Raw genomic sequence first — 12,613 nt, forward strand, 5'->3', positions numbered from 1 at the left:
CGTGCTTCGATCGAACCGAACATCTGGAGTGTCCCATGTCCCCGCCGCTCAACCGTATAAACAGCGACGAACGCCTGCCGGCGCAGGTGGACGTCGTCGTCATTGGCGGCGGCGTCATCGGCGTCTCCGCTTCCTATCATCTCGCGAAGAAAGGCCTCTCCGTCGCCCTCGTCGAGAAGGGCCATGTCGGCGGCGAGCAGTCGAGCCGCAATTGGGGCTGGTGCCGCCAGCAGGGCCGCGCGCGTGAGGAGATTCCGCTTGCCCGCGAAGCATTGCGGTTGTGGGAAGAGATGCAGAACGACGCCGGTGTCGATGCCGGCTTCCGCCGCAGCGGCGTGCTGTTCCTGACCAAGAACAGGGACGAGCTCGCGAGCTGGGAGCGCTGGGCCGCAACCGCGCGCGAGATGCAGGTGCATTCGACCGTGCTGACGCCGGCCGAAGTCGCCGAGCGTATGCCCGGCAATACCGACAAATGGGTCGGCGGCCTGCACACGCCGAGCGATGGTCGCGCCGAGCCGTCGATGGCCGTGCCCGCGCTCGCCACCGCCGCGCGCAAACATGGCGTCACCATCCATCAAGGCTGCGCCGCGCGCGGGCTGGAGACGCAAGCCGGGCGCGTCAGCGCCGTCGTCACCGAGAAGGGGACCATCCGCACGCAAGCGGCGCTGCTGTCGGGCGGGGCGTGGTCGTCGCTGTTCTGCCGCCGTCACGGCATCGAGCTGCCGATCGGCCTCGTCAACGCCACCGCATGCCGGACCACGCCGGCACCGGAGATCACGTCGGGCGCGCTCGGCACCGATCTCTACTGCATCCGCCGCCGTCTCGACGGCGGCTTCACGCTGGCGCTGCGCAACCGTGGCACGGTCGAGCTGTCGCCGGACCTGTTCCGCTATGCGCGCACCTTCTGGCCGACCTATCTGCATCGCCGCAACGGCCTGAAGATGTCATTCGGCAAGTCGTTCTTCGATCAGCTCGCGCGCGGCACCAGCTGGAGCTTCGACAAGCCGTCACCGTTCGAGACCGAGCGCGTACGCGATCCCGAGCCCGATATGTCGCTGGTCACCGCCGCGCTGGCCTCGCTGATCAAGGCAAATCCTGAGTTGAAGGACATCGAGATCGCGGAAGCCTGGGGCGGCACCATCGATTGCACGCCGGACACGATCCCCGTGATCTCGCCGGTCGATGCGCTGCCGGGCTTCTTCCTCGCGACGGGCTTCTCCGGCCACGGCTTCGGCATCGGTCCCGCCGCCGGCAAGCTCGCCGCCGACATCGTGACCGGCGCGACGCCGCTGGTCGATCCCGCCGCCTACAGCCACAAGCGCATGATCGACGGCCGGCGTCTCGCGCCGGTCAGCCCGTTCTGAGGGTGGCATGACGGTTCTCTACAAGGCCAACATGGTGCGCGGCGCGGAATGGGCGAACTTCTTCGCCGAGCGCGCGCCCGACGTTCCGTTCCGGCTCTGGCCCGACATCGGTCATCCCACGGATGTTCGCTATCTCGTGGCGTGGGTGCCGCCGGACGACATCGCAACGACCTTTCCCAATCTCGAGCTGGTGTTTTCGGTCGGTGCCGGCGTCGATCAGTTCGACGCCACAAGGCTGCCGGCGCATATTCCGCTGGTCCGCATGCTGGAGCCCGGCATCGCCGAGACCATGGTCGAATACGTCACCATGGCCGTGCTCGGCCTGCATCGCGATCTCCTGCAATTCATCAATCGGCAGAAGGCGCAGGTCTGGCGCGAGATCCGGATCACGCCGGCCAAAGGTCGTCGTGTCGGTGTGATGGGGCTCGGCCAGCTCGGCCAGGCTGTGCTCGAACGCCTCAAGGCATTCGAATTTCCGCTTCTCGGCTGGAATCGCTCGCCGCGCGAGATCGGGGGCGTCACCTGTTATGCAGGCGCGAGCGCGTTGCCGGAATTCCTGGCACAATCCGACATTCTCGTCTGCCTGCTGCCGCTGACCGACGAGACCCGCGGCATCCTCGACGCTGACCTGTTCGCGCGCCTGCCGCGCGGGGCGGGGCTCGTCAATGTCGGGCGCGGCGCGCATCTGGTCGAAGCCGATTTTCTCGCGGCGCTCGACAGCGGCGTGCTGTCGGGGGCCGTGCTCGACGTCGCGGATCCCGAGCCGCTGCCGGCGGCGCATCCGTTCTGGAGCCATCCGCGTATCCTGCTGACGCCGCACAATGCCAGCATGACGAGCCCGGACACGGCCGTCGATTTCGTGCTCGACGTGATCGCACGTCACCGCCGCGGCGAAGAGCTGCCGGGGCTGGTCGACCGTCGTCGTGGTTACTAAGGGCGAGACGGTCATGATGACATCGGTGCAGCCACGGGCTCCTCTTACCTCTCCCGCTTGCGGGAGAGGTCGCGCCAAAGGCGCGGGTGAGGGTTGTCTCCTCTTGGGGGTTCTCGACTGCGGAGATACCCTCTCCCCAACCCTCCCCCGCAAGCGGGGGAGGGAGCGCACCATCTCCGCAACAGGTGCTGGGGCCCTCGCATGAGCAGCGGCGCAAGCAGATCTGATCAGGTGTTTGCCGAAGCGCAGGCGCCCGTGCTGTCGGTCTCAGGCCTCACGACCTCGTTCATGCGCGAGCGGCAATCGATCCCGGTTGTTCGCGACGTCTCCTTCGAGATCGCGCCGCGCGAAACCGTCGCGATCGTTGGCGAGTCCGGTTCGGGCAAGAGCGTCACCGCGCTCTCGATCATGCGGCTCATTCCCAAAGAGAGCGGCCGTAGCGAGGGCCGCATCATGCTTTCTGGCCGCGATCTGCTGACGCTGCCCGAAGCTGATATGAAGGACATCCGCGGCAACGATGTCGCGATGATCTTCCAGGAGCCGATGACGAGCCTCAATCCGGTGCTCACGATCGGCTTCCAGATCGCGGAAGCGCTGATCCAGCATCGCGGCCTGTCGCGTGCCGCGGCGGAAGCCGAGACCATCCGCCTGCTCGACCGGGTCCGCATTCCCGCGGCAAAGTCGCGCTTCCACGAGCATCCGCATCGTTTCTCCGGCGGCATGCGCCAGCGCGTGATGATTGCGATGGCGCTGGCCTGCAAGCCAAAACTCCTGATCGCGGACGAGCCGACCACCGCGCTCGACGTCACCATCCAGGCCCAGATCCTGGAGCTGCTGAAGGAGCTTCAGCAGGAGGAGGGAATGTCGATCCTCTTCATCACCCACGACATGGGCGTGGTCGCCGAGATCGCCGACCGGACCGTGGTGATGTATGGCGGGCAGGCGGTGGAGACCGACGCGACGTCGCGTATTTTCGCCGCCCCCTCGCATCCCTATACGCGCTCACTGCTCGCGGCCGTGCCGCGGCTCGGCTCGATGGACGGCCGGACGCGGCCGATGCGTTTTCCGATCGTCGATAAGGTGACGGGCACCTCGGACGAACCGGCGGAGACGCCGGACACGGTGTCGAGTGCGGAGCGTCCGCTGTTGGAGGTGTCAAATCTCACCACGCGCTTTCCGATCCGCTCGGGCCTGTTCGGAAAGGTCTCGGGCCGCGTCCATGCGGTCGAGAACATCTCGTTCACCTTGCGGGCCGGCGAGACGCTGGCACTGGTCGGCGAATCCGGCTGCGGCAAATCGACCACGGGCCGCTCCATCCTCAAGCTGACCGAGCCGGACGCCGGCACCGTCCTGATCGACGGCCAGGACGTGCTCGCCATGAACGGCCGCACCTTGCGCGATTTCCGCAAGCACATGCAGATCGTGTTTCAGGATCCGTTCGCGAGCCTCAACCCGCGCATGTCGGTGGGAACGGCGATCGCCGCGCCGCTGCTCGCCAACGGGCTCGCCACGACGTCGCAGGCGCGCGACAAGGTCGCCGATCTCCTCGTGCGCGTCGGCCTCACCGCCGACATGGCCGCGCGCTTTCCGCATGAATTTTCCGGCGGCCAGCGCCAGCGCATCTGCATCGCGCGGGCGCTTGCGCTCGGGCCAAAGCTGATCGTCGCGGACGAGGCGGTTTCCGCGCTCGACGTCTCGGTCAAGGCGCAAGTCGTCAATCTGATGCTCGACCTTCAGGCCAGCATGGGGCTCGCCTATCTCTTCATTTCCCACGACATTGCGGTGGTCGAGCGGATGAGCCATCGCGTCGCCGTGATGTATCTCGGCGAGATCGTTGAGGTCGGCCCGCGGGCTGCTTTGTTCGGTAACCCGCAGCATCCCTACACCAAGAAGCTGATGGCCGCAGTGCCGGTGCCCGACCCCGCGCGCCGCGGCACCAGGCGCGAGATCGCCAACGACGAGATCAGAAGCCCGGTGCGCGCGGCCGACTACCAGCCGCCGGCGCGGCAATATCGCGAAGTCTCACCCGGCCATGTCGTGCAGGTCTGGGGCGAGGAGTGGTCGGCATGAGACGGCCGCCGGCTCACGAGTTCACGTGCACGAAATCCCGCAGCAGCGGATAGATCTCGTTGTTCCAGCGCTTGCCGGAGAACACGCCGTAATGGCCGACGCCGGCCTGCATGTGGTGCACCCGGCGATAGGCGCGCACGCCGGTGCAGAGGTCCTGGGCTGCGAGCGTCTGGCCGATCGAGCAGATGTCGTCCTTCTCGCCCTCGACCGTCATCAGGCCCATGCGGCTGACCGCCCTGGTGTCCACCGGACGGCCGCGATGCATCAGCTTGCCCTGTGGCAGCAGGTGCTCCTGGAAGACGTCGCGCACGGTCTCGATGTAGAACTCGGCCGGCAGGTCCATCACCGCGAAATATTCGTCGTAGAAGGTCTTGATGCTGGCGGCCTTCTCCTTCTCGCCCTTGGAGATGTGGTTGGCGAGATCCATGTGCTGCTTGATGTGGCGCTCGAGATTCATCGAGACAAAAGCCGTGAGTTGTACGAAGCCGGGATAGACTTTCCTGAGCGCGCCGCGGCACTGCACCGGCACGTAATTGATCAGGTTCTGCTCGAACCATTCGATCGGCTTGCTCTTGGCGAAGTCGTTGACCTTGGTCGGCTGGATGCGCGTGTCGATCGGGCCCGCCATCAGCGTCAGCGTCGCCGGCCGCGAGGGATGGTTGCCCTCGCACATGATCGCGGCGGCCGCGAGCGCCGAGACTGACGGCTGGCAGATCGCCACCATATGCGGGCGCGGACCCAATTGTCCCAGGAAGTCGATCAGATGCTCGGTGTAGTCGTCGAGCCCGAAGCGGCCCTCGCTGCGCGGAATGTCGCGCGGATTGTGCCAGTCGGTGATGTAGACGTCGTGGTCCTGCAGCAGCGTCTTCACGGTGCCGCGCAGCAGCGTGGCGAAATGGCCGGACATCGGCGCCACCAGCAGCATGCGCGGCTGCTCCGGTGCCCCGTCCTTCCTGAAGTGCAGCAACGAGCCGAACGGCGTGGCGTAGGCGACCTCTTCGGTGATGCCGAATTCGCGATTGCCCACCATCACGCTGTCGATGCCGTAGGCCGGGCGGTGATAGGTGAGTGTGGAGCGCGAGATCAACTCCAGCGCCGCCGAGAGCCGGCCGACGACCTGGTCCGACATCCCCTGCGGCACCAAATTGAGGAATTTGAGCGCGGACGAGGCTCCCGCCCGCCACGGCGCCGTCAGGTCCATCTGGTTCTGAAAAGCCTGATAATACATCGACATCATACTGAAGCGCCCACACCTATCCGGTGCTGCCATGCAATATCGGAGCCAGACAGGAGGTAGGCCGCCCCCAAAATTGGCACGTCGCTTGCTGCTCTCTTCGCGAGAAGCACCGGCAATGAGCACGTGTGAGGGAAGGCCCTATGGCGAAGGCGACACTGACCATCAGCAGCAAGAACTACTCGTCCTGGTCGCTGCGTGGCTGGCTGCTGACGAAATTTTCCGGGCTGGATTTCGAGGAGATCGTCACCGCGCCGGACGACGCGTCCGCGCGCGCGGAAATCCTGCTGCTGTCGTCCTCGATCCTGGTGCCGTGCCTGCGGCACGACGGCGCCACGGTCTGGGATACGCTCGCGATTGCCGAATATCTCAACGAGGCGATGCCGGACGCTGGGCTGTTGCCGGCCGACCGCGTCCAGCGCGCACATTGCCGCTCAATCTGCGGCGAAATCCATTCCGGCTTCACCACGCTGCGCGCCTCGCTACCGGTCAATCTGAAGGGGCATTTCCCCGGCTTCAAGATCTGGTCGCGCGCGCAGGCCGACATCGACCGGGTCTGGTTCATCTGGCGCGACTGCCTGGCGAAATCGGGCGGCCCGTTCCTGTTCGGCGAGACGCGCACCATGGCGGATGCGATGTACGCTCCCGTGGTGACGCGCTTCGTCACCTATGACGTCAAGCTCGAGCCATCTCTCAAGGCCTATGCCGATACCATCATGGCGATGCCCGAGATGAAGGAATGGATCGCGGCGGCGAAGGAAGAGCCGGCCGAGATCGAGGAGCTGGAGGTCGAATATTAGGCAGGCGGCTCACGGCTCTGCCTGTTTCCTGGGCGGCGGTGGACCGCGTCCTCGCTAGCCCTTATGTCTTTGCCATCGTTAACGTTTGCCGCCGGTATTTGGCGGGGGCAACATCGCGATGCGCAGATATTGTGCGTGCCGGGAGGGCCTTGTCGACATCTAGCCGTGAACAGCCGCGTACAGGGCTAAACGTCCGATTCGGACGTGATTCGTTCGGGCCGCGTTCCGTTCGTTAAGGCAGAGCGCGGCCCCGTTGCATTTTGAGACAGAAGCGGGCCGTCAGGCCACGCCGGAATGCTTCATGCGCGGTACGCGCCATCCGATGACGGTTGCCTCGACCGGGACGCCGGCCGCGTCGTTCTGCCAGCGACCCTCGACATAGCGGCAGGCGAACGGCAGTTGATACGTCCCGCTGTGATCCTCGCACAAAACTTCGACCGGCAGGCCAGGTGGCGGTTCTCCGGCGCCATCGAACTCCGCCAGTCGTCTATCGCGCGTTGCCATTCCAAAAATCTCCCCTAATCAAAGCCGCGGAAAGAGCGCCCACTTCTTCCGCGCGCGGTTTACTGCTCCCCGTCCGAAGGGAACACGCCAAGCTCAACGCGAGAATGCGGTACGAGTGTGGTAGCCTTTGGCGGCTGCGCGCAATCGGCGCACATTGCCGTGATCAATTTGATGAGGAACCTGATGCCGCGCCGGATCGCTGCCGTGTGTTTCGCCATGTTACCGCTCGTCGTACACGCGCCGGCGTTTGCGCAGGACGTGCCGGGCATCGAGATCTGTACGGTCGAGAAGACCATGGAGCGGCGCACCAGCTGTCTCCAGAGCAATGTCGATTTCCTCCAGAAGACCATCACCAAGCTCAATCTCGATCACCAGCAGAAGATCGATGCCGCCAACCGCCAGATCGACGCGCTGAAGGTGACGCTCGTAGGTCTGCAGAAGACTATCGGCGATCTCCAGGCGGCGCAGGTCAAGCAGGCAGAGGATCTGAAGAAGAAACAGGACGCGCCGCCGCCGAAGGATGCGAAGGACAAGTAGCGGGTTAGCCCTGCGGCTGCGCGAAGCGCAGTCCGCTGGGCGTAACCCACCATGCTTCAGCGAATACGGGTTGGTGGATTACGCCTTCGGCTAATCCACCCTACGAGTTCAGCGTTCGCGGTGCGACAGCAATCCTGATCAAGCGCGCTACGGCGGCGGGGCGCATCATGGCCACGCTTCGAACGAGAGTCGTAACCCATGAACCCAGCCCAGCGCGCGCTCTGGTATATCGAGAGCCATCTGGCCGAGCCGATGACGCTCGACGAGATTGCTGCGATCGCTGGCGTGTCGCGGTTCCACATGGTGCGTGCGTTTGCCGCAGCCACCGGTGATCCGGTGATGCGTTACGTGCGCGCACGGCGGCTGACGGAAGCGGCGCGCAGTCTTGCCAATGGCGCACCGGACATTCTGTCGCTGGCGCTGGAGGCGGATTACGGCTCGCACGAAGCATTCACCCGCGCGTTCCGCGACCAATTCGGCACCACGCCCGAAGCGGTGAGGGCGGCGACGTGCGTCGATCAACTCAAGCTTCAGGAGCCGATCCTCATGGACTCCACCATATCAGACAACCTCAAAGCCCCGCGTTTCGAAACCGCAAAGGCCTTCCTCGTCGCCGGCCTCGCCGAGCGCATCGCCTGCGACAATGGCGCCATCATTCCCGGGATGTGGGCTCGCTTCCACCAGGAGGTCGCCGGCATTCCCGAACGCGTCGGCAACGTCGCTTACGGCGTCTGCTGCAACGGCGATGATTCCGGCAATTTCGATTACATCGCCGGCGTCGAGGTCGCCGACTTCTCCGACCTGCCCCGCGGGCTCGGTCGCATCCGCATCCCCGAGCAGCGCTATGCGGTGTTCACCCACACCGACCACGTCGCCTCGGTCCGCCGCACCGTCAACGCGATCTGGAATCAATGGCTGCCGTCCTCCGGCATGAGGGCCGCCGACGCGCCGAACTTCGAGCGCTATGACGAGAAGTTCGATCCCGTGACCGGCAATGGCGGCTTCGAGATTTGGATACCAGTGCGGGAGTAACGCGCAACGCTGGCATACCATCCCGCTTGCTTGGCAACGGGGACCTACTTTGTCATAACCGCTGGCAAAACTTGCCAGCGGGGCCCGTGCCGGACATCCCGAGCAAGCCATAACAAGCAGCCGGGAGGGTCCCCCCAATGTCCACTGCCACGTCCAACGTCCGCGTTCTCGCCACCGACCTCGAATTTCCAGAAGGGCCGGTCGTGATGCCGGACGGCTCGGTGGTGCTGGTGGAAATCCGCGGCCAGCGCCTGACTCGCGTTTATCCTGATGGCCGCAAGGAGATCGTCGCCAAGGTGCCGGGCGGCCCGAATGGCGCGGCGCTGGGGCCGGACGGCAAGATCTATATCTGCAACAATGGCGGCTTCTCCTGGATCCCGACCCGCAACATGATCATGCCGGGTCCGCAGCCCGAGGATTATCTCGGCGGCTCGATCCAGCGTGTCGACCTGCAATCGGGCAGGGTTGAGACCGTCGTCACCAAATGCGGCGAGCACGATCTGCGCGGGCCGAATGATCTGGTGTTCGACAAGCACGGCGGTCTGTGGTTCTCCGATCTCGGCAAGCGCCGCGCGCGCGAGATGGATGTCGGCGGGATGTATTATCTCAAGCCCGGCATGAAGGAAATCGTCGAGGTCGTGCACGGCGTGCTGCCGGCCAACGGCATCGGGCTGTCGCCGGACGAGAACACCGTCTACATCGCGGAAACGCCGACGGGGCGGCTCTGGGCCTACGAGCTCTCCGAGCCCGGCACGCTCAAGCCGCAAGACGTGATCTATCGCGGCGAGCGCGGCAAGCCGATCTGCGGCCTTGGCGGCTACCAGATGTTCGATTCGCTCGCGGTCGAGGCCAACGGCAATGTCTGCGTCGCGACCCTCGTCTCCGGCTGCATCTCGGTGATCGCGCCGGACGGTACCCTGGTCGAGCAGATCCCGACCGGCGACCGCGTCACCACCAACATCGCCTTCGGCGGCCCCGAGCTGAAGACTGCCTACATCACGCTGTCAGGCAAGGGCGAACTCGTCGCCATGGACTGGCCGCGCGGCGGTTTGCCGTTGAACTTTCTGAACAAGTGAGCCAAGCCGTCATTGTACGGGAGGCGAGGCAACTCTCAGACCCTCACCCTGAGGAGCGCGCATCTGGCGCGCGTCTCGAAGGGCGAGGCCACCGGTCGGGGCCTTCATCCTTCGAGACGCTTGCTTCGCAAGCTCCTCAGGATGAGGGTCTCGCAGTCTGGATTGCTTCGCTCCTCGCAATGACGCGACGTAAGGAGAGACTGCAATGCCCTGGCCTGATCCCATCACCCTGCGTGGACAGCACGCCCGTCTCGAGCCGCTGTCGAAAGAGCATCGCGAAGCGCTGGTGGAGGCCGTCAAGGATGGCGAGCTCTCAAAGCTCTGGTACACCGCGATCCCGCTGCCGGAGAACATGGGCAAGGAGATCGACCGCCGCCTGGGGCTCCAGGCCGCGGGCTCGATGCTGCCGTTCACGGTGTTCGACGCCGGCGGCAATATCGTGGGCATGACGACCTACATGAACATCGATGCCGCCAACCGCCGTGTCGAGATCGGCTCGACCTGGTATGGCAAGAGCGCGCAGCGCGGCCCGCTCAACACGCAATGCAAGCTGCTGATGCTCACCCACGCCTTCGAGACGCTGACCTGCATCGCGGTCGAATTCCGCACGCATTTCTTCAACCACCAGAGCCGCCGCGCCATCGAGCGCCTCGGCGCCAAGCAGGACGGCATTTTGCGCAGCCACCAGGTCGCGCCGAACGGCACGCTGCGCGACACCGTCGTGTACAGCATCACCGCGGCGGAATGGCCGACGGTGAAGGCGCATCTCGAATATCAACTCAACGACAAGCCGCGCTAGGGGCGGCAGAGGCACCATGGATAGATTTGACTATGTGATCATCGGCGCGGGCTCGGCCGGTTGCGTCCTCACCAGCCGCCTCAGCGAGGATCCCAACACCAGCGTCTGCGTGCTGGAGGCAGGTCCGAGCGACTGGCACCCCTACATTCATCTGCCGGCAGGTTTCATCAAGACCTTCCACATGAAGAGCATCAATTGGGCCTACCAGCAGGAGGTCGGGCCCTACACCGGCGGACGCAGCATCTACGCGCCGCGCGGCAAGACGCTCGGCGGCTCGTCCTCGATCAACGGCCACATCTACAATCGCGGCCAGCGCATGGATTTCGACACCTGGGCGCAGATGGGCAATCGCGGCTGGGGCTATGCCGACGTGCTGCCCTATTTCAAGCGGCTGGAGAAGCGGGTCGGCGAGGGCGACAACACTTTTCGCGGGCGCGACGGCAATCTCACGGTCACCACCATGGATTGGCGCGATCCGCTCTGCGAGGCCTTCATGGAAGGCGCGGTCTCGCTCGGCATTCCCCGCAACCCCGACTACAACGGCAAGATTCAGGAGGGCGTCTCCTATTGCCAACGCACCATCGACAAGGGCCTGCGCGTGTCCGGTTCGACCGCGTTCCTGAAGCCTGCGATGAAGCGGCCCAACGTGCATGTGCAGACGCATGCGCATGCGACCGAGATCATTTTCGAAGGCAAGCGCGCCGTCGGCGTGCGCTATACCAAGGGCGGCAAGGGTGGTACGCCGGTCGAGGTTCGCGCCAACAAGGAAGTGATCCTGTCCGGCGGCACCTATAATTCGCCGCAGCTGCTCCAGCTCTCCGGCATCGGCCCGCCCGATCTGCTGGGTGCTCACGGCATCCAGGTGCGTCACGCGCTGCCGGTCGGCGAAGGCCTGCAGGACCACTACGCCCCGCGCACCGTGGCGCGCGTCAAGGACATCAAGACCATCAACGAGCTTCGTCGTGGCTTCTCGCTGTGGATCGAAGCGCTGAAATGGGCGACCGCGCGCCGCGGCCTGCTCTCGCTGTCGCCGACCATGGTCTATTGCTTCTGGCATTCCGGCGAGAGCGCCGACAGTTCTGACCTCCAGCTGACTTTCACACCTGCGAGCTACAAGGAAGGCGTGCAAGGCCAGCTCGAGGACGAGCCCGGCATGACGGTCGCCTCCTGGCAGCAGCGCCCGGAGAGCCGCGGTTATGTCCGCATCCGCTCGTCGGATCCGTTCGCGCCGCCGATCATCCAGACCAATTATCTGGACGCCGAGCTCGACCGCCGCGTCATCGTCGGCGGCATGAAGCTCGCGCGGCGCCTTCTGAAGAGCGCGCCGCTGTCGCCCTATTACGCCTACGAGGATTTCCCGGGGCCAAACATCAACAGCGACGACGAATTCCTGGCCGCCGCCACCGAGCGCGGCACCACCACCTTCCACCCCGGCTGCACCTGCCGTATGGGCCCGGTGGATTCCACCTGGGCCGTCGTCGACGACAAGCTCCGCGTCCACGGGCTCGAAGGCCTGCGCGTGATCGATGCCTCGGTGATGCCACGCATGATCTCGGCGAATCTCAACGCGTCCACGATGATGATCGCCGACCGCGCGTCAGACTTGATCCGCGGCAAGGCGCCGATGGAAGCCGCCCGCATCCCCGACGCCGCCGTGGTCACAGCTGCGTAGGGTGGGCAAAGGCGCAACGCGCCGTGCCCACCGTCGCTCCGCTGTTGCGATAGAAGCGGTGGGCACGCTTCGCTTTGCCCACCCTACGAGACCTGCTTCGTGTCCCGTCGGGCAAAACACCCCACACCCCGTCAACCCCTCTCTGCAAAAATATTCCACTTTACCGAAATTCGGAATTGCGGCATAAGTCGAAACAGCCCGGCCCGACGAAGAGGGGCGGTTCGCGAGTCGTTCGAAACGCGGGCCGGGTTGCGGTGGACGCGGCAGCGTCGGCACGAGATGGGGCGGGCAGGGCGGGTAGTCCCTGTGAGCTTGAGACCCGCGTGCGGACGAACGGCGCTGAACGCGTACGGCAAAACCGTGTGGTCCTGGCCGTCGTCGCTACGGTCAAGCCTGTCGCGGAGGTGTCAGCGAGCCCAACCGGGCGGACGGCACCGCTAATCTGCGGGGCGAGGGAGGCCAGAAGGAATTCGGCTCCCGGGAGAGCGCGGCATAAGCCGTCAACCCATCGCGCAGGGAAGGCCGTGTGTTCGGCTTCACCTGTATGCCGCTGTGCAGTCCTTTTTGCGCACCATGCGCACAGCGGACCGT

At 65.1% G+C, this 12,613-nt stretch carries 11 protein-coding genes; 9 read left to right on the forward strand and 2 right to left on the reverse strand.

Annotated elements, in window-relative coordinates; genetic code table 11:
- Window positions 1-35: 35 nt before the first annotated feature.
- The 3 genes from YUA_RS0103315 (at window position 36) to YUA_RS0103325 (ending at window position 4,368) form a co-directional block, all read left to right on the forward strand.
- Complete coding sequence (locus YUA_RS0103315; RefSeq protein WP_027529376.1) at window positions 36-1,364, forward strand: FAD-binding oxidoreductase; 1,329 nt, start codon at window positions 36-38, stop codon at window positions 1,362-1,364.
- Window positions 1,365-1,371: 7 nt separating this feature from the next.
- Window positions 1,372-2,298, forward strand: coding sequence for a glyoxylate/hydroxypyruvate reductase A (locus tag YUA_RS0103320; protein ID WP_027529377.1), 927 nt, complete (start codon window positions 1,372-1,374; stop codon window positions 2,296-2,298).
- 201 nt (window positions 2,299-2,499) lie between these two features.
- Window positions 2,500-4,368, forward strand: coding sequence for an ABC transporter ATP-binding protein (locus YUA_RS0103325; protein WP_027529378.1), 1,869 nt, complete (start codon window positions 2,500-2,502; stop codon window positions 4,366-4,368).
- 13 nt (window positions 4,369-4,381) lie between these two features.
- Here YUA_RS0103325 and YUA_RS0103330 read toward each other — a convergent pair whose 3' ends face one another.
- Window positions 4,382-5,605, reverse strand: coding sequence for a polyhydroxyalkanoate depolymerase (locus tag YUA_RS0103330; protein ID WP_027529379.1), 1,224 nt, complete (start codon window positions 5,603-5,605; stop codon window positions 4,382-4,384).
- Between the two features lie 140 nt (window positions 5,606-5,745).
- Between YUA_RS0103330 and YUA_RS0103335 the strand changes: the two genes are divergently transcribed.
- Entirely contained in the window at window positions 5,746-6,402 is a 657-nt protein-coding gene (locus tag YUA_RS0103335) for a glutathione S-transferase family protein (RefSeq protein WP_027529380.1), read from the forward strand.
- 279 nt (window positions 6,403-6,681) lie between these two features.
- Here the strand turns inward: YUA_RS0103335 and YUA_RS0103340 are convergent, their stop codons facing one another.
- A complete protein-coding gene (locus YUA_RS0103340; protein WP_027529381.1) occupies window positions 6,682-6,906 on the reverse strand; it encodes a hypothetical protein in 225 nt (74 codons plus the stop codon).
- A gap of 183 nt (window positions 6,907-7,089) precedes the next feature.
- Between YUA_RS0103340 and YUA_RS0103345 the strand changes: the two genes are divergently transcribed.
- The 5 genes from YUA_RS0103345 to YUA_RS0103365 all read left to right on the forward strand — a co-directional run bounded on the left by YUA_RS0103345 (window position 7,090) and on the right by YUA_RS0103365 (window position 12,022).
- Window positions 7,090-7,443: a hypothetical protein gene (locus YUA_RS0103345; RefSeq protein ID WP_027529382.1), complete on the forward strand. Its 354-nt coding sequence runs from the start codon at window positions 7,090-7,092 to the stop codon at window positions 7,441-7,443.
- A 198-nt stretch (window positions 7,444-7,641) separates the two neighbouring features.
- On the forward strand, window positions 7,642-8,475 hold the full coding sequence (locus YUA_RS0103350; RefSeq protein ID WP_027529383.1) for an AraC family transcriptional regulator: 834 nt from the start codon (window positions 7,642-7,644) through the stop codon (window positions 8,473-8,475).
- Between the two features lie 137 nt (window positions 8,476-8,612).
- Entirely contained in the window at window positions 8,613-9,551 is a 939-nt protein-coding gene (locus YUA_RS0103355; protein WP_027529384.1) for an SMP-30/gluconolactonase/LRE family protein, read from the forward strand.
- 205 nt (window positions 9,552-9,756) lie between these two features.
- On the forward strand, window positions 9,757-10,350 hold the full coding sequence (locus YUA_RS0103360; RefSeq protein WP_027529385.1) for a GNAT family N-acetyltransferase: 594 nt from the start codon (window positions 9,757-9,759) through the stop codon (window positions 10,348-10,350).
- 16 nt (window positions 10,351-10,366) lie between these two features.
- Window positions 10,367-12,022 carry a GMC family oxidoreductase gene (locus tag YUA_RS0103365; protein WP_027529386.1) on the forward strand — a complete coding sequence of 552 codons (1,656 nt, stop codon included), beginning with the start codon at window positions 10,367-10,369 and terminating at the stop codon, window positions 12,020-12,022.
- The last annotated feature ends 591 nt before the right edge of the window (window positions 12,023-12,613 follow it).

It is taken from the genome of Bradyrhizobium sp. WSM3983 (assembly GCF_000473045.1).
Lineage (GTDB): Bacteria > Pseudomonadota > Alphaproteobacteria > Rhizobiales > Xanthobacteraceae > Bradyrhizobium.